Genomic DNA, 17891 nt, shown 5'->3' with positions numbered 1-17891 from the left:
TCCTGTCTCCATCCCGGATATTGTAAGAGGAAATTTCATGACCTATTTGGGCGATGCGCATCTGGCTGCTTTATTGAAAAATGATGGCATCGAAAAAGATATTGCCTCGGTTGTTGATCTGGTTGATGGCGTGCTGGCAGCCGCGGACGGTGCGACACGCACCGACTGGTTTGATCTGATCGGGCCGCACCTGTCGGCCGATACCCAACAAGCCCTTTTGGCTCTGCGCGATGACCGCAAGGGGGCTTTTTGTAATGCCGCCGACGGATTTAATGCCAAAACCCGCATCGATCAGCTGCGCCAATATCTGGCAACCAAGGGGATTGATGGTTTTATTGTGCCGCGTGCGGATGAATATCAGGGCGAAAATGTGCCCGCCCGCGCCGAACGTCTGGCGTGGCTTACCGGGTTTACCGGGTCGGCGGGGGCGGCGGTCGTGATGCACGATTGTGCCGCCATTTTTGTTGACGGGCGCTATACCATTCAGGTGCGCCAGCAGGTTAACCGCGACATTTATGAATATCGCCATCTGGTAAACGAACCTGCCGTTGGCTGGATTTATGATCATATCGAAGCCGGGCAGAAGCTGGCCTATGATCCGTGGCTCCATACCGTTGCCCATGCCGAACAGTTGCGTGAAGCCTGTGTCAATGCCGGGGCAGAACTTGTTGCGATAGACCCGAACCCGATTGACGCCTTGTGGCAGAAACAACCCGCTTTGCCACTTGCCCCCGCCCGGCCCCATCTGCTTGAACATGCCGGGCAAAGCAGTGCCGATAAACGTGCCGCCATTGCCAAGGCCCTTGAAACGCTGGAATGCGATGCGGCGGTTATTTCCGCGCCCGACAGCATTGCATGGTTGTTAAACATTCGTGGTGGCGATGTGCCGCAAACGCCGCTGATGCTGGGCTATGCGATTATTGATCAAAGTGGCGCGGTAGATCTGTTTGCCGATGAACGCAAATTTGCACCTGATGTGCGCGACTGGATTGCACCTGATGCCACCTTGCGGTCCCCGGCTGAACTGGCATCGGCGCTGCGCGGGCTTGGCAACGGGTCGGTCCGGTTAGATGATGCAACCGCGTCGGACTGGTTGAGGATGCAACTGGGCGAGGCCGGGGCAACCGTGCGTGTGGGCCGCGACCCGATTGCCATTCCCAAGGCGATTAAAAATGAGGTCGAGCTTGAAGGATCACGCAAGGCGCATAAACGCGACGGCGAAAAGATCATTCGTTATTTTGCCTGGCTGGAACAGGCCGCAGCCGACGGTCGCCTTGATGAAATGACAGCGGCGGACAAGTTATTGTCATTGCGCAAGGAAGATCCGTTGTTTCGCGATAGCAGCTTTACCACCATTCCGGGCAGTGGTCCCAACGGGGCGATTTGCCATTATCGGTGCATTCCGGAAACCAACCGTAAATTGCAGCCTGGCGAAATATTCCTGATTGATTCGGGCGGGCAATATATTGACGGCACCACCGACATTACCCGCACCACCATTATCGGCACGCCCAGCGACGAAATGCGCGACCGTTTTACCCGCGTTTTAAAGGGGCATATTGCGCTGGCAACGGCCAAATTCCCGGCGGGCACCACCGGCCAGCAGCTTGATACCCTGGCGCGTAAACCCCTGTGGGATGTCGGACTGGATTTTGACCATGGCACCGGCCACGGGGTGGGCAGCTATCTTGGGGTGCATGAAGGCCCGCAACGCATTTCAAAGGGCCCCAACAAAATTGCCTTGAAGCCGGGCATGATCCTGTCGAACGAGCCGGGATATTACAAGGAAGGCGAATATGGCATTCGCATTGAAAACCTGATCGCAGTGCATGAAATTGAGGCCCCCAAGGGTGCCGAATTGCCGATGCTGGGTTTTGAAACCCTGACATTTTCGCCGATCGACCGCCGCTTGATTGATGCCAGTCTGCTTGATGATGGCGAACTTGCATGGCTCAACGATTATCATGCCCGGGTTTATGCGATGTATGCGGATGATCTCGATGAAACCCATCGGGTATGGCTGCAAAAGGCAACAGCGCCGATGATCCGCGTATAATGCCGCAAACGACTGATAACGGTTTGAACCTGTGACCAAAAAGGCCATTCATAATCGCGCGGGATGGCCTTTTTTCGTGAATTGATGCCTGACAGAGCGCGCTTGATTGACCTATACTGTGTCTATTGGATCGATTCAAATTCGGGGTGCGCCCCGATATAAAAATATCAGGAGGAAGACCATGTCATCGGACTGGATGCCGGACGCATCGCGTTACGAACAGATGACTTATCGCCGTTCAGGCCATAGCGGCCTGCAATTGCCGCAAATCACCCTTGGGCTTTGGCACAATTTTGGCGGGGTTGATGTTTATGAAACCCAGCGCGCCATGGTGCGCCGGGCCTTTGATCGCGGGGTGACGCATTTTGATCTGGCCAACAATTATGGTCCGCCCCCCGGTTCGGCCGAGGAAAATTTTGGCCAGATCATGGATCAGGATTTGCGCGCCCATCGCGACGAACTGATCATTTCGACCAAGGCGGGCTATCGCATGTGGCCCGGCCCCTATGGTGAATGGGGATCACGCAAATATCTGATTTCCAGCCTGGATCAAAGCCTGAAGCGGATGGGGCTGGATTATGTCGATATTTTCTATTCCCACCGGGTAGACCCCGACACCCCGCTTTATGAAACCATGAGCGCGCTGGACCAGGTTGTGCGTCAGGGCAAAGCACTTTATGTCGGTATTTCGTCCTATTCGGCGGAAATGACCCGCAAGGCACAGGCAATTTTGCAAGACCTTGGCACGCCCTGCGTCATTCATCAGCCCAGCTATTCGATGCTGAACCGCTGGGTCGAGGAAGAAGGGCTGCTTGATACCCTGTCTGAACTGGGCATTGGCTGCATTGCCTTTTCGCCGATGGCACAGGGACTTTTGACCAATAAATACCTAAAGGGGGTGCCGGAAAATTCCCGTGCTGCCGAAGGCGGGTCGTTTCAGTCATCGATGTTGACGGAAGACAATATTGCACGGGTCAAGGCGTTAAACGACATTGCCCTGCGTCGTGGCCAGACTTTGGCGCAAATGGCAATTGCCTGGGTGTTGCGTCGCCCCGAAATTACCTCGGCACTGATTGGGGCGCGCCATGTTGCGCAGCTTGATAACAGCCTCGATGCCCTGAATAATCTCGATTTCAGCCCCGAAGAGTTGGCTGAAATTGACAAATATGCCACCGATGGCGGGTTGAACCTGTGGAAACGCTCGTCCGATTCCGCCGCTGACGCCTGATCTTTCGGATCGTAACGATGTGATAAAACCGGCATTCCTTTGTAGGGTGCCGGTTTTGTTTTGCCAAAGATATACCTGATTCAATCGCCCATCGGCACGGTTCCGGCCAGTTCACGCAGGGTATCAATCACGGCTTTGGTGCCAGCTGTTAAGGGCCTGTCTTGCAACCACGATAGCATCACCGTCCGGGCCATGCCGGGCTGCACAATACGCCTGGCTTTCAGGCGCCCGGTTGAAAGTTCCGCCACCAGCGAGGATCTGGGCAAAACCGTATGCCCCAAACCGCGATGGACCAGATCGACCAGAACCCGCAGGGCATCGGCCTCGACCACCGGCATTAAGGGGCGACCGGCGCGAAAGGCGGCTTCTTGCATTTTGGCGCGCAAGCCATGTTTGGGGGTGGGCATGATCAGCGGCAGGCGGACCACGTCTTCAAAGTCAATTTCGCTGTCATTTTCGGGGGCTTGCGATGGATGCGAAATCAAAAACAGGTCTTCGCGCCATAACGGTTCGGCATGCAGGCTGCGCGAAATCATGCCGTCATGCAGCGCGCCGACATCGAGCCGACCCGACAATAACCCGTCCTGAATATCGCCGGTTAAATCTTCGGCAATCGACAGGCTAAGGTCGGGGTAACGCTCGCGCACGACCTCGACCAGCGCGCCGGTAATCACGATCCCGGCACTGGGTGGCAGGCCGATATTAACATGCCCTGTCACATGGTCGCGCCGCGCGCTTAAATCGGCTTCGAGGCGGGCCAGGTCGCCCAGAATAACCCGGGCCCGTTCGGCCAGAATGCGCCCGGCCTCGGTCAGTTTCACCCCGCGCCCGGTGCGTTCAAGCAATTGGGTATTCAGGTTTTCTTCTAACAGGTTCAACTGGCGGCTAAGGGCTGGTTGCGACAGGTTTAACCGGTCTGCCGCACGCGACAGGCTGCCCAGTTCGGCAATATGAATGAAACTGCGAAGCTGTTTGATGTCCATGAGATGCGGCTTGTGATGAATGTTGGTTGGTTTGGGGTAATGATATCAACAAAACTGATATCTGCTAACATTTTATTCGAATTGAATAATGTCAGCGCGGGCGTAGGATAAGAACAGAGAGAGATCGGAGCCCCCATGACCCCCACATCATCCACATTGACAGGTAAAACGCCTGTCAGTGATGTTTCTGCCACATCGCAAACAAAGGCCCAAATTGCCGCGCGCCTGCAAAGTGAGCACCTCGACGCCGAGGCGGCCAAAGCCAAAATTGCGCGATCAGCCTTGATTCTGGTGTTACTGGCGACCTGTGCGCTGGCGATGAAAGGGCTTTTGGCCAAGTTTGTTTACGAGACCGGCATGACGGTAGACGGTTTATTGTTATTGCGGTTTTTAATCGCAATGCCGTTTTTCTGGGTCGGTGTGTGGATGTTTGGCAAAAACCGCCCCGGTGAACGTGGCATCCGCCCGGCTGATATGATTTGGGGGGCGGCCTATGGCGGATTGTTTTTTGCCGCGTCCCTGTGCGATTTTACCGCTGTTTCGATCATTGATGTAACGGTATCGCGGATTGTTCTGTTCAGTTTCCCGGCGATTGTCATGATTTTGGAGGCCCTGCATCGCTGGCGGTTTCCGCCGCTACGCCAGATATTCTGTTTTCTGATTACCTATTGCGGGCTGATTTTGGTGGTGGCACCCAACGGGGTAACGCTGGTGTCCGACCATATGTGGCAGGGGGTATTCTGGTCCTTTGCGTCGGCCTTGACCTATGCGTGCTATCTGTATTTCAGCCAGCGCAAAATCAATGTTATCGGATCAATGCATTTTTCTGCCCTGATCAATACGGTGGCCGGTGCGTCGATGGTGATTTACGAACTGATTGTCGAAAAGCCGCTGCATTTGAACATGAGTGGCATTTTATGGACGGCAGGCATTTCGATTTTCTGCACCGTTATTCCGTTTTTCCTGCTGTTTGAAGGCATCCGCCGTATCGGGGCGACCCAGGCCTCGCTGATTTCGCTGTCCGGCCCGGCCCTGACATTTTTTGCCGCCTGGCTGTTTTTGGGCGAAACCCTGAGCCCGACGCAATTGGCAGGCTTTGCTGTGGTGATGGTCGGGGTGGCATCGCTTAAAAACAAAATGACAATGGCGGGGCTGGGGCGGTTGCTGGCGCGCCTGTTTCAGGGGCCTGCTGCGTAGCGTAAAGCACGGTTGAAAGATGTGCAAACAGGCCGTTCTGAGAACAGGGGCCTGTTTGGATTATTTGCGGATGGCATGTTCGGGCAGGCGTTGACCCTGGCGCCAGTCGAACGGGTCGATAAATTTACCGGCCCATGCCCCGCGCCGGGCGGCCTTGGCGGACTTTTCTGCCGCACTATAAGCGGGCATGTCATCGCCGCGCGCCACCGCCCAGCCCATGCTGATCAGTTGCAGGCCAATATCAACACCATTGGCATTGCGGCAGATTGCCATGTTGCGCTTATAGCGGTTCATTGCCTTCATTTCGCAGCGCACCGGCGTTTTGGTGATCAGGTTGGTTATGGCCTGCCAGGCATCGGCCCCGCAGGCGGTACTTTGCCCGCCAATTACGCATTTCTGAAAACGTTCCAGACTATCCGCGCCATATAAATCCACCCGTTTAAAGCCAAATTCCAGGGTGTCGCCATCCACCGCCCGCGGTTTGCCCGCTAGCGGGCCAAAATGATTGTCCGCCTGCGCAGGCTGGGGCGAGAATGCGGCCAGGGATGTCGCAGCTATCATCCCCATTCGCACAGCGCGCCACAGGCCCATAACGCATCCGTGCAACGACCCTTTATCGCGGCAGGCGATTGTCAAGGCGCTTGGTTTGACGGGGTTGCGGGCGGGCTGTGTGCGGGGGGTGCCTTTTGGCATGTAGGGTTTCCTGACTGCGAGCGCGGAAAACAAAACAGAGATATCTGTTTAATACAGGTCGCTATATCGAATTTCGCCTAATTGGGCGAAGACGATTTTCCAGTCCTGATCATGGCGCAACAGGGCAAAGGAATAATCACAATCAAAAATCAGGTCGTTATTTTCATTGCCAAATCTGAAGGAAACCAGCGCACGCGCCCCGCCGGGCAGGGCAGAGTTTTGCTCGGTCAGCATGGCCTTGCACATCGCAAGGCGCGCCTGCTTAAGCTCGGCCATAAAGGGGGCATGATATTTTGCCAAATCCTCGATGCTGGAAATGGCATGAACGCCGCCCAGATCATTGATCAGACTGGGAATGTGATAAAAAGGCTCTAGCGCCTCGGCGCTGAGCTTTAAATGGGCATCGCCATAGCGGTGAAAAAAACTCGTCAGGTCTTCCATGGGCGTTTTCCTTTTTCCGCAACGCCGTGCCGATCATTGTCCTAAGTGGCAATAAGATCAAGCCAACCTTGCTCGTCTAAAACCGTGACACCGGCTTCTTCTGCTTTCTTTAATTTGGAACCCGCACCCGGTCCTGCAACCAGGTAATCGGTTTTTGCTGAAACCGATCCGGCAACTTTCGCCCCCAGGCTTTCGGCTTTTACCTTGGCCTCGTTGCGCGAAAACAGTTCGAGTTTGCCGGTAAAAACCACGGTTTTGCCGCTGACCGGGCTGTCAACATTGGTTGGGGCCTCGACATCGGTGATGGTTAGAACCGATTGTAAATCATCCAATACATCACGGTTATGGCTTTCGGCGGCAAATTCCAGCAAATCATGGGCCACACCGGGGCCGATCTGGTCGATATTGATCAATTCGCGCAGGGCATCACTATCGGCGGTCTGGGCATCCATCATGGCCTGTCGCCAGGCTGTGATCGATCCATAATGCCGGGCCAGCAATTTTGCGGTGGCCTGGCCGATCTGGCGAATGCCCAGGGCATAAATGAACCGGTCAAGGCCGATGCTGCGGCGCTCGTTAATGCTGGCAAACAGCTTTTCCGCCGATTTTGGCCCCCAGCCTTCACGTTTGGCCAGTTCTTCGCCGTGATCGGCTTGCAGGCGGAAAATATCGCCCGGTTGTTTCACCCAGCCCAAATCATGAAAGGCTTCGATATGTTTGCCGCCCATGCCTTCGATGTCAAAGGCATTGCGTGAGACAAAATGTTTAAGACGTTCAACCGCCTGTGCCGGGCAAACCAGGCCGCCGCTGCACCGAGTGACAACTTCGCCTTCTTCGCGCATGGCGTGGCTGCCGCATTTGGGGCATTTGTCGGGAAACTCGAATTCAACACTGTCTTCGGGGCGTTCCTCGGGCACGTAACCTAAAATCTGCGGGATGACGTCACCCGCGCGCTGCACGGTCACCAGATCGCCAACGCGCACGCCCAGCCGTTCAATTTCATCGCGGTTATGCAATGTGGCGCGCGATACCACAACCCCTCCCACGGTAACCGGTTCCAGATGGGCCACCGGGGTAAGTGCGCCGGTACGACCCACCTGTATTTCTATCGATTTCAGGCGCGTTTTGGCCTTTTCAGCCGGAAATTTATGGGCAATTGCCCAGCGCGGCGAGCGGCTGACAAAGCCCAGGCGCAGTTGCAAGTCGAAATCGTTGATTTTGTAAACAATACCATCGATATCGTAATCAAGATCGGGCCGCTGGTTGCCCAGTTCTTCGTAAAAGGCCATGATTTCATCGGCATCATGCAGCATTCTGGTAAAGGGATTGGTGACAAACCCCCAGCCCTTGATCTTTTCAATAAAGTTCCAGTGGGTATTGGCCAGGCTTTCAGATAATTCGCCAAAGCTGTAGGCAAAAAAGCGTAGCGGGCGTTTGGCACTAATGGCAGGGTCCAACTGGCGCAGCGACCCGGCGGCGGCATTGCGCGGATTGGCAAAGGTTTTGTTGCCTGCTTCGTTTTGGGTCGCGTTCAGTTTCTGAAAATCCGAGCGCGACATATAAACTTCACCGCGAATTTCGACCACGGCCTCGGGGGCATCATCGGGCAGAACGCGCGGAATATCGCCAATATGGGCAACATTCGCGGTGACGTCCTCGCCCTCGGTGCCATCCCCGCGGGTGGCGGCACTCACCAGTTCCCGGTTTTCATAGCGCAGCGACAGTGACAGGCCGTCAATTTTAGGTTCGCCCACCAGTTCAACCGGGCTATGCGCGCTCAGGTTTAAAAACCGGCGAATCCGGGCCAGAAAATCGACAATATCCTCGCGCGAAAACGCATTGGCCAGCGACAGCATCGGGCGTGCATGTTTAACCTTGGCAAAACCTTCGGCGGGCGATGCGCCGACTTCCTGTGTCGGGCTGTTTTTTTTCAGGGTCGGGTAACGGCTTTCAAGCGCGATCAGGCGGCTAAACAGCGCATCATATTCCGCATCGGGCACGATTGGTGCGTCGTTAATATAATAGGCTTCGTTAAACGCGCGGATATTTTCGGCAATTTCGGCATGTTGGCGGCGGGCTTCGCCGCTGCTTTCGGGCATGTCGGGCAAAATGCCGGTGCTGCTGCTGGTGTCGGCCTGCGTGGTGTGTGCGGTGGGGGACGCTGCTGTATCGGCGCTCATGTCGTGTTGTTTTCCGTTCCAGATTGCGGGCCGTTGGATCAGTTCTTTTAAAATACCGGGGCGGTTCTGGCGAGGGGGTAGTTGCCAGTTTTTAAGTCCTGCTGACAGATGTGGGCGCAAGATTACCGGGGGTATGCACTGATCCACCGGGGCGTCTTTCGGGTATTCAGGCGGGCAGGCCCAGCAAACTGTCGGCAGCGGCACGGGCCTCGGCTGTGATGGAATGGCCTGCCAGCATTCGGGCGATTTCTTCGCGCCGAGCATCCTGCACCAGTTCATTCACCCGTGTGACCATGCTGCCGCCATCCTCGCGTTTGGCAATGTTCAGGTGTGTGCGCCCACGGGCCGCCACCTGCGGGCTGTGGGTGATCACCAGAATTTGCCGTTCCTGTGCCAGCAAATGCAACCGTTCGCCAATGGCCGCCGCAGTGGCACCGCCCACACCGCTGTCTACTTCGTCAAATACCAGGCTGGGCACGGCAGAAACACGCGCCAGAACCACCTTTAAGGCCAATAAAAACCGCGATAATTCGCCACCCGAGGCAATTTTGTTGAGCGGCCCGGCCGGGCTGCCGGGGTTGGTGGAAACGGTGAATTGCACGCGGTCAAGGCCATCTGCGCCCCATTCGTTTTCTTCAAGGGCGACGATGTCGGTAATAAAGCGCGCCTTGTCCATGCGCAGCGGCGGCAGTTCCGCATTGATGGCGCCATCCATTTTGGCGGCGGCCTTTTTGCGGGCTTCATGCAGTTTTTGCGCCGCGTCGACATAACATTGGCGGTATTTTTCCCCGGCCTGTTTTAAGCGGTCAAGTTCCTGTTCGCCAAATTCCAGCTGTTCGATCTGGCGGCGAAAATCCTTCATCAGATTATGCAGGCCATCGGCGGGGACGTTGTATTTGCGCGCCGCTGCACGCAGGGCAAACAAACGTTCCTCGACACTTTCCTGATGACCGGAATCAAGGTTTAAATCTGCCTTGGCTGCCGAAATGGCGCGCATCGCTTCTTCAAGTTCGATGGCAGCACGATCCAGTGCTTCGATAATCGGCTCAAACCGGCCTTCGGCCTTTTCCAGTTCGCGTTCAAGGTGGCGCTGGGCGGATCGAATGGCACTTTCTGCCCCTTTGCCGCGCGACAGGTCGTTTTCGGCATCGCCCAAGGCGGCAACCAGTTTTTCGCCATGCATCAAAAACTGGCGTTCTTCGGCCAGTTGTTCTTCTTCGCCTTCTTGCGGGGCCAGCTTTTCAAGCTCGTCTACCGCATGGCGCAGCCATTCTTCTTCTTCGCGGGCCTTGGTAATGCGGTTTTGGGCGGCGATGAATTCTTTTTGTGTGGCACGCCAGTTGCGCCAGTGATCGCGCACTTTCAGGGCGGCCTGTGCCAAATTGCCGTGGGCATCAAGGGTGGCGCGATGGGTGGTTGGGTCCAGCAGGCCATGCTGGTCAAACTGGCCCTGAATTTCGACGCAAAAATTGCCAACATCGCGCAAGACGCCAATCGATACCGACTGGTCATTGATATAGGCGCGTGACCTTCCATCGGCGGTCACAACACGCCGGACAACCAGATCATCATCTTCGATGTCGATATCTTGCTGGTGCAACAGGCCAAATACCGGGTGCCCGGCGGGCAGGGTGAATGTTGCGGTAACACTGGCCTTGTCAGTGCCGTGGCGGACAAGGCCGCTATCGGCACGCGCCCCAAGGGCCAGCCCCAGGGAATCGAGCAAAATCGACTTCCCGGCACCTGTTTCCCCGGTCAGAACACTTAGCCCTTCATGGAAATCCAGGTCCAGTTTATCGATCAGGACAACATTGCGAATGCTAAGGCGTCGAAGCATGTTGGCATACTGGCGTTGTTTCAACAAGACGCAGAACAGGACGAGAACATTGCGTCAAATGCACAGTGCCGAAACATTGACCTGCTTGCAAGCCCTGCGCACAAAATATGTGTGCCGGGCCTGCAAATTTCGCTGTTTTCGCCGTTAAAAACCGTGAAACGCGTTAGAACAGACTGGATATGGCGCCTGTAGTGGCATCCCACCAACCTTTGTCGGCGTCGTCACCGGTTTTCTTGTCAAGGATAAGGTCGTATGACTCATTGTACCACTCGCTGCCAGGGAAGTTATAACCAAGCACGGATGCCGTTTTTTTGGCTTCCCCGTTCAGGCCTAATGCCAGATAGCATTCGGTCAGGCGTGACAGGGCTTCTGGCACATGGGTTGTGGTCTGATAGTCGGTGACGACCTTTTTAAACCGGTTGATCGCAGGCAAAAAGTCGCCACGGTCCTGGTAATAGCGGCCAACGCTCATTTCCTTGCCTGCCATGTGGTCAACGGTCAGGTCTTTTTTCAGCTTGGCATCGCGGGCATATTTGCTGTCAGGGAAACGACGAATAACGTCATCCAGGCTTTGCATCGCATGTTGGGTCATTTGCTGATCGCGGCGCACATCTGAAATCTGTTCGTAATAGGACAGGGCTTTCAGATAATAGGCATAGGCCGCGTCGGCATTGGCAGGGTGCAACGAAATAAAACGATCCAGCGCACTGATCGCGTCGTCATATTTGTTGTCCTGATAATAGGCATAACCCGACATCAGGGTCGCTTTGGTTGCCCAAACCGAATAGGGATGCTGGCGTTCCACCTCGTCAAAGGCTTTGGCCGCTTTCTGGTATTCCTTTTGGTCCAGCAAATCCTGGGCTGTGTTGTAAAGTTCCGCCACCGGTCTTTCGACATATTCCGGTTCTTTGGTGCTGGAACAGGCAGCCAGCATAAAAGCCAGGCCGCAAACGGCAATCAGATGTTTCGCGTAAGCCGAACGAGGCAAGGTTGCAATCCTTAATTCTGTCTGCGGTCGTGCTGAAACCCGTTGGATTTCGCTGGTGTGGCCGGACTATATCACGCCAACACCGCCTATGGGCAAGTGCTTGAATCACTGAAAATTACATTTTCTGTGCTTTTATCAAAAATCTGCGGGCTTGTGGGCCATTTTCGCGGCGGGAAACAGGCAAAAAAAGCAGGCAGGTCGCAAAAAGCGACTGCCTGCCAAATGGTGATCGTGTGATGTTCAGGCGGATGCGCGGATCGGCTCGCTTACATCAAGCGAAGCGGCGCGCATCGGTACCAGGCGCCAGGCGCTCGAATCGGCAAACAGGGCCTTTAACAGCATGTTATTGACCATGTGACCCGATTTATAGGCGGTAACCTTGCCTTGCAACTGGTGCCCGGCGGCATAAAGATCGCCCAGAGCATCAAGAATTTTGTGACGGACAAACTCGTTTTCGTAGCGAAGGCCTTCTTCGTTCATGACCGAATCACCTGACAGAACCACGGCATTTTCCAGCGAACCACCAAGGGCCAATCCGGCGCTGCGCATGGCCTCCACCTCGTGGAGGAAGCCAAAGGTGCGTGCGCGGGCGATGGAATTGACAAACACGCCGTCGTCAAAGGTGACAGACAGGCGCTGGTTGGCAATTGCCTTGCTGGCAAAGTCGATTTCAAAATCGATATGGAACCCGTCGGCCGGTTCGACTTTGGCGCGGCAGCCGTTATGTTCGACTTCGACGGTTTTCAAAACCTCGACAACCAGACGCGCTGCATTCTGTTCTTCAATGCCAACACAATCGATCAGGAAGGTGAACGGCGCTGCACTGCCATCCATGACCGGAACTTCGTCTGCGTCAATGTCGATCAGAATATTGTCAATCCGCTGCCCGGCAAGGGCGGCCATCAGATGTTCGATTGTACCAATTTTGATCCCGGCGGCCAGGTCGCCCAGGCAGGTGCAAAGGCGGGTGTCGATGACTTCATCATACAGGGCGGCAAATTGCGGTTTGCCCGGTAAATCAACGCGGCGAAAAACCACACCGTGATCAACCGGGGCAGGATGCAGTGTGATCTGAATTTTCTGACCTGAATGCAACCCCACACCTGCGCAACCGATCGAGGTTTTCAGACTGCGCTGCCGAACGACAGAAGATGTCGCGGCGCGCTGGTCATTCAATGCGGTGCTAATGTCGGCGATGTTATTCACGGGGAACCCCCAGAAAAATCAGGTTGTATCACGATGATGATTTATCAGGCTGCGTATCGGCCTGTTTGTCAGGATCACAAACTAACCGTGGGTAGGCAATGTCGCAAATCACTCTTTGTTACGCTTTGTAACGCAGGTAAATTCGTTTATTATCAATCATTTATGGCTAAAAATTGCACTGAAAAAGTGCTGTGCATCGTGCGATTAGACGTTACATTTTTACGTATTTATACGGATGCCACTAAAAAAGGGGAAGGTCAGAACCTTCCCCTTTTTGCGCGGAGAGTTGTCGTCAGTTTGCCTGGCGACGCAGGAAAGCCGGAATTTCCAGAAGGTCATCAGACGTCGAAGACGTTTTGACCCGGGAAGCTGGATCGGCTTTCAATTGTGGTCGTGCATCATCCCCCAGTGACAGTTCCGTTTGGCGGGGGGCTGGTGCCTGTGGCTGCGGGGCGGCGTGTTGGCGCGGGGCGTTGTCGCCGTCGGCCTGGTGCTGTCCTTTGCCAAACAGGTTACGAATGCCCCCAAACCGCGGACGGTTGCCATGGTTATTGTCGGCAGCATCGTAAACATCAGGTTCGCCGCGTGCGGGTGCATTGTCGGTCGGGCGGGCGGCACGGGGCGGAATGAACGGCATGTCGCCATTGTCATCTGCAACGTGCTGCTGGCGTGCGCCTGGCTGCGGCTGTTGGGCACGCGGGGCCTGGCGCAGGGCCGGGTTTGGTTTCAAAACGGTTTGGCCCAGTTCGATGGAACCGGTCTGGCCGTGATCGGTGGCCGGGTTGGACAGGCCGGGCTGCTGCGCATTGCCGGTTGCGGCAAAGCGTTCAGCGGGCATGTCTTCAACGGACGAACCGCCTGCATAGTCATCCTGACCGCCAAAGGCTGCGGCGGGCATGTGTTCGGCCGGGGCCTGATGCGGTGCCTGATGGCCAAAACCGGCATTCGGTTTTGCCGCAGCGGCTTTGTCTGTACGGACTGCCGGTGCCAGCGGAATGGTTGTCGGTTTCGGGCGGCGGACATCTTCGGCATCAATGCCGGTTGCCACCACAGAAACGCGCAGGCCACCCTCGATGGACGGATCAAAGGTCGAACCAAAGATGATATTGGCTTCGGGATCGACTTCTTCGCGGATGCGGTTGGCGGCTTCGTCAACTTCATACAGCGCCATGTCCATGCCGCCGGTGATGTTGATCAGGACCGCACGCGCCCCTTTCATCGATGCATCTTCAAGCAGCGGGTTGGCAATGGCGGCTTCAGCAGCCTCCAGCGCACGTTTTTCGCCGGTTGCTTCGCCGGTGCCCATCATGGCTTTGCCCATCTCGCTCATTACGGTGCGAATATCGGCAAAGTCAAGGTTCACAAGGCCCGGAACCATCATAAGGTCGGTGATGGAGCGCACACCATTGCGCAGAACATCGTCAGCCATCTGGAAGGCATCTGCGAAAGTGGTTTTTTCGTTGGCTACCCGGAATAAATTCTGGTTCGGGATAATGATCAGCGTATCAACATATTGCTGAAGCTGTTCAATGCCCTGTTCGGCAGTGCGCATCCGGCGCGTTCCTTCGAAATGGAACGGTTTGGTAACGACACCAACAGTCAGGATACCCGATTCCTTGGCGGCCCGCGCAATCACAGGGGCCGCACCGGTCCCGGTACCACCCCCCATCCCGGCGGTGATAAAGACCATGTGGCTGCCCTCAAGCTGCGCCATGATTTCATCAATCGATTCTTCCGCCGCCGCACTCCCGGCATCGGGGCGTGCGCCCGCGCCAAGGCCCTGGGTTATTTGCCGACCCAGTTGCAGTTTACGAACCGATTTGCTTTGGCTCAGCGCCTGTGAATCGGTATTGGCAACGACAAAGTCGCAACCTTCAAGTTCGGATGCGATCATATTATTGACCGCGTTGCCACCGGCGCCACCGACGCCGATAACGGTTATTTTTGGTTTCAGGTTTTCTTCCGCTTCAGGTACGGAAAAATTAATTGTTGGCATGTTTGCTCTTCCTTCTCCGCGCTTAGGAGTCTGAGTCCAGTAACGGCCTTCCCTTTGCCGAAATTAGACCCGTGCTGATCTTTTACAGGCGAAAGAGTTAGTGCGATGTTAATGACGACGTTAACGGATGAAAAATTTTCATTTTTCTTCGTTTTGCTGTCAGCAGGACTTGTAGCACGGCAAGGCGGGTCTGTTTTATGGAAAATGCGGGGCTAAAAGTTTTCCTTTAACCATGCACCCAGTCGGCCAAAGCGGCCGCCACTTTGGCGGATATGGTTCATCGCCTCGCTTAGCGGGTCATTTTGTTGTTCAACCGCGCGCAACAGCAACCCGGCACATGCCGAAAAAGCCGGGCCTGACGTGGCCTGCGCCATGCCCGTTACCCCGTGCGGCGAGGCAATGGTGGCAGGACGTTCAAACATTTGTCCGGCTAGATCGGCAATGGCGTTAAGCTGGCTGGCACCACCCGTTAGCATGATCGACCGGCCGCCAATTTGTGAAAGCCCATTTTCTTCAAGCTGATCGCGGATCAGTTCGAACGTTTCTTCCAGGCGCGGCTTGATAATATTGATCAGCATCGAACGTGGCACATGGTTTACATTGGCGTCGTCTTCATCGCCAATCACGGGTACGGCCAGTATTTCCTGATCGTCGGAGGGGGATGTTAACGCGCTGCCATGCAGGGTTTTTAACCGTTCCGCATGGGAAAGCGACGTATTAAGGCCATAGGCAATATCACGAGTCACATGTGCGCCGCCCACCGGGAAACTGGCGGTATAAATCACCTGGCCGCCATGAAATACGGCAACGCTGGTGGTGCCCGCCCCCATATCAATCACGGTCGCACCGAGTTCGCGCTGGTCGTGGGTCAGGGCCGAAAGGCCCGATGCCAGCGGGGTGACGACCGTTTCCTCGATTTCAAGGTGGCAGCGCGCCAGCAATGTTTCGAGATTGCGCAACGCCGCGATCTGGGTGCGGACAAAATGCAGATCCAGCCCGACAACCGAGCCATACATGCCACGCGGATCACCCAGACCGACGGACTGATCCACCCGAAAGCCCAACGGCACGGTATGGATCAACTCGTCACCGGCCTGGCGCAGCAAGGCGTCTTTCAGGTCGTTGAGCTTGCGAATCTCCAGATTGCCGATGGGGCGTGACCCCAATGGCAATTCAATGGTGTGCGTTTCGGATTCGGGACGACCGCCGGAAAGGTTGACGATGACGGTTTCAATGGTTTGACCCGCCATTTTTTCGGCAGCATTCACCGCCGCGAGCACCACTTCCTGTGCCGCGTCCAGATTTGCGATCGATCCGCTTTGCAGTCCCTTCGACATATTATGGCCAATACCGATGATTTTCGGCTGACCGGATCTGTCGGGTCGCGCAATAAAACAGCAGACCTTAGATGTGCCGATATCCAGGGCCGCTATCAGCCCTGATCTCGTTTTGCTGCGTGCCAATTGTTTGCTCTGAGTTTACTTTTTGATGTTTGGGGTGGTCGTCGCCCGCAAAGTCAAACACCCCTTATCCCGGTTTTCGGTCAAAAGCAGTTGCAAATTGGTTAAGGCAGGGGGGAGTCTTTCACATTTTGTTCCCCAACTGTTGGTTTAATGTCTTTTTGCGATGCGGGAAACTTTCTTTTGCAATCCCGGGTTTTGGGGGCTTTTTGAGTTGCTGTACTGCAACGTTACAGGTGGCGCTTGACTCTCAACTGTAACGTTGCAGTAATTGGTTGCTAATTAAAACCAACAGGGAGGAAATCACATGTTTATCGGCAAGTTTGCCCGTGCGGGATTGGGCATTGTTGCAGCCCTGGCGATGTCCACGGCCATCGCTAGCGCAGAAGAAAGTGTTGAGGTTTTGCATTGGTGGACCGCAGGCGGCGAAGCCAAAGCCCTTCAGGTTTTGAAAAAAGACCTGGAAAGCCAGGGCATTACCTGGAATGACATGCCGGTGGCGGGTGGTGGTGGCGAACAGGCCATGACCGTGTTGCGCGCCCGTGTGACATCGGGAAACCCGCCAACTGCGGTTCAGATGCTGGGCTTTGACATCAAGGATTGGGCCAGGGAAGGGGTTTTGGCCAACCTTGACGATCTGGCGGGCAGGGAAGGCTGGAATAAAGTTGTTCCTGATGCCTTGAAAGAATTTTCCAAATATGACGGTCACTGGATCGCCGTGCCGGTAAATGTGCATTCCACCAACTGGGTTTGGGCCAACAAGGCGATTTTTGATGAACTGGGTTTGAAACAGCCCACCAGCTGGGATGAACTGATTGCCGATCTTGATAAAATCAAGGGGGCTGGTTATACCGCCATCGCCCATGGCGGGCAGGCATGGCAGGATGCGACAATGTTTGAAGCCGTCCTGATGTCCACCGGTGGCCCGGATTTTTATAAAAAGGCCCTGATCGATACCGACCCGGCAGCCCTTAATTCCGACACCATGGTCAAGGTGTTTGACCGCATGACCCAGTTGCGCGGCTATGTCGATGACAATTTCTCGGGTCGGGACTGGAACCTGGCAACCGCGATGGTGATTAACAAGGAAGCCGGTGTGCAATTTATGGGCGACTGGGCCAAGGGCGAATTTTTAAACGCGGGTAAAGTACCCGATCAGGATTTCATGTGCTTTCGTTTTCCGGGCACCCAGGGCACGGTTACCTTTAATTCGGACCAGTTTGTGATGTTCAAGGTGGGCGAAGACCGCCGCGATGCGCAAAACAAACTGGCGGCAGCGGTGATGTCGCCCACCTTCCAGTCAGCCTTTAATGTGGTCAAGGGGTCGGTTCCGGCGCGGACCGATGTTTCGCCCGATGCTTTTGATGCCTGTGGTAAAAAAGGCATGAAGCAACTGGCCGAAGCCAACGAAAAAGGCACGCTGTTTGGTTCGATGGCACATGGTCATGCGGTGCCGAGTGCGGTTAAAAATGCGATGTATGATGTGATTACCGCGCATTTTAACGGTGAATATGACTCGAAAACAGCGGCCGAAGAACTGGTTAATGCTGTTGAATCTGCTCAGTAAAAATCAATAACAGCCCTGATGGCCGGGGTGTTCTCCGGCCATCAGGGTAACGTGCGGAG

The 17891-nt window shown here is 55.3% G+C and carries 13 protein-coding genes; 4 read left to right on the top strand and 9 right to left on the bottom strand.

From position 1 onward, the window contains the following. Positions 1-37 precede the first annotated feature (37 nt). The gene (locus AAC086_RS19735; RefSeq protein WP_339781315.1) at positions 38-2056 is read left to right on the top strand and encodes an aminopeptidase P family protein; all 2019 of its coding nucleotides are present in this window, start codon (positions 38-40) and stop codon (positions 2054-2056) included. Positions 2057-2237: 181 nt separating this feature from the next. After that, positions 2238-3284, top strand: a complete 1047-nt coding sequence (gene mgrA, locus AAC086_RS19730; RefSeq protein WP_339781313.1) for an L-glyceraldehyde 3-phosphate reductase — start codon at positions 2238-2240, stop codon at positions 3282-3284. Between the two features lie 80 nt (positions 3285-3364). Here mgrA and AAC086_RS19725 read toward each other — a convergent pair whose 3' ends face one another. Further along, a complete protein-coding gene (locus AAC086_RS19725) occupies positions 3365-4267 on the bottom strand; it encodes a LysR family transcriptional regulator (protein WP_339781311.1) in 903 nt (300 codons plus the stop codon). Positions 4268-4402: 135 nt separating this feature from the next. Here AAC086_RS19725 and AAC086_RS19720 point away from each other — a divergent pair, with 135 nt between their 5' ends. Then, positions 4403-5464, top strand: a complete 1062-nt coding sequence (locus AAC086_RS19720; protein ID WP_339781309.1) for a DMT family transporter — start codon at positions 4403-4405, stop codon at positions 5462-5464. A 60-nt stretch (positions 5465-5524) separates the two neighbouring features. On the opposite strand, the gene AAC086_RS19715 is transcribed toward AAC086_RS19720, so the two are convergent. From AAC086_RS19715 to ftsA, 8 genes are all read right to left on the bottom strand, one after another. Continuing rightward, on the bottom strand, positions 5525-6157 hold the full coding sequence (locus AAC086_RS19715) for a thermonuclease family protein (RefSeq protein ID WP_339781307.1): 633 nt from the start codon (positions 6155-6157) through the stop codon (positions 5525-5527). A gap of 48 nt (positions 6158-6205) precedes the next feature. Further along, positions 6206-6598 carry a hypothetical protein gene (locus AAC086_RS19710; RefSeq protein ID WP_339781305.1) on the bottom strand — a complete coding sequence of 131 codons (393 nt, stop codon included), beginning with the start codon at positions 6596-6598 and terminating at the stop codon, positions 6206-6208. 41 nt (positions 6599-6639) lie between these two features. After that, the gene (gene ligA, locus AAC086_RS19705) at positions 6640-8778 is read right to left on the bottom strand and encodes an NAD-dependent DNA ligase LigA (protein WP_339781303.1); all 2139 of its coding nucleotides are present in this window, start codon (positions 8776-8778) and stop codon (positions 6640-6642) included. 166 nt (positions 8779-8944) lie between these two features. Then, a complete protein-coding gene (recN, locus tag AAC086_RS19700; RefSeq protein ID WP_339781301.1) occupies positions 8945-10615 on the bottom strand; it encodes a DNA repair protein RecN in 1671 nt (556 codons plus the stop codon). Positions 10616-10778: 163 nt separating this feature from the next. After that, entirely contained in the window at positions 10779-11603 is an 825-nt protein-coding gene (locus AAC086_RS19695; RefSeq protein ID WP_339781299.1) for an outer membrane protein assembly factor BamD, read from the bottom strand. Between the two features lie 240 nt (positions 11604-11843). Next, complete coding sequence (gene lpxC / locus AAC086_RS19690; RefSeq protein WP_339781297.1) at positions 11844-12809, bottom strand: UDP-3-O-acyl-N-acetylglucosamine deacetylase; 966 nt, start codon at positions 12807-12809, stop codon at positions 11844-11846. A 292-nt stretch (positions 12810-13101) separates the two neighbouring features. Continuing rightward, on the bottom strand, positions 13102-14805 hold the full coding sequence (gene ftsZ / locus AAC086_RS19685; protein WP_339781295.1) for a cell division protein FtsZ: 1704 nt from the start codon (positions 14803-14805) through the stop codon (positions 13102-13104). 212 nt (positions 14806-15017) lie between these two features. Continuing rightward, positions 15018-16268 (bottom strand): cell division protein FtsA, encoded by a 1251-nt coding sequence (gene ftsA, locus AAC086_RS19680; protein WP_339781293.1) that lies wholly within the window; start codon positions 16266-16268, stop codon positions 15018-15020. A 304-nt stretch (positions 16269-16572) separates the two neighbouring features. Between ftsA and AAC086_RS19675 the strand changes: the two genes are divergently transcribed. After that, entirely contained in the window at positions 16573-17832 is a 1260-nt protein-coding gene (locus AAC086_RS19675; protein ID WP_339781291.1) for an ABC transporter substrate-binding protein, read from the top strand. The last annotated feature ends 59 nt before the right edge of the window (positions 17833-17891 follow it).

Origin of the sequence: uncultured Thalassospira sp. (assembly GCF_963976115.1) — a bacterium.
Taxonomy (GTDB): Bacteria; Pseudomonadota; Alphaproteobacteria; order Rhodospirillales; family Thalassospiraceae; genus Thalassospira.
Note: the sequence above shows the minus strand (reverse complement) of the source record. Positions and strands in the feature narration are given on the sequence as shown.

Coding starts and splice junctions, on each gene's coding strand:
- AAC086_RS19735 (WP_339781315.1), top strand. CDS start 38: ATGACCTATTTGGGCGATGCGCATCTGGCTGCTTTATTGAAAAATGAT.
- mgrA (WP_339781313.1), top strand. CDS start 2,238: ATGTCATCGGACTGGATGCCGGACGCATCGCGTTACGAACAGATGACT.
- AAC086_RS19725 (WP_339781311.1), bottom strand. CDS start 4,267: ATGGACATCAAACAGCTTCGCAGTTTCATTCATATTGCCGAACTGGGC.
- AAC086_RS19720 (WP_339781309.1), top strand. CDS start 4,403: ATGACCCCCACATCATCCACATTGACAGGTAAAACGCCTGTCAGTGAT.
- AAC086_RS19715 (WP_339781307.1), bottom strand. CDS start 6,157: ATGCCAAAAGGCACCCCCCGCACACAGCCCGCCCGCAACCCCGTCAAA.
- AAC086_RS19710 (WP_339781305.1), bottom strand. CDS start 6,598: ATGGAAGACCTGACGAGTTTTTTTCACCGCTATGGCGATGCCCATTTA.
- ligA (WP_339781303.1), bottom strand. CDS start 8,778: ATGAGCGCCGATACAGCAGCGTCCCCCACCGCACACACCACGCAGGCC.
- recN (WP_339781301.1), bottom strand. CDS start 10,615: ATGCTTCGACGCCTTAGCATTCGCAATGTTGTCCTGATCGATAAACTG.
- ftsZ (WP_339781295.1), bottom strand. CDS start 14,805: ATGCCAACAATTAATTTTTCCGTACCTGAAGCGGAAGAAAACCTGAAA.
- AAC086_RS19675 (WP_339781291.1), top strand. CDS start 16,573: ATGTTTATCGGCAAGTTTGCCCGTGCGGGATTGGGCATTGTTGCAGCC.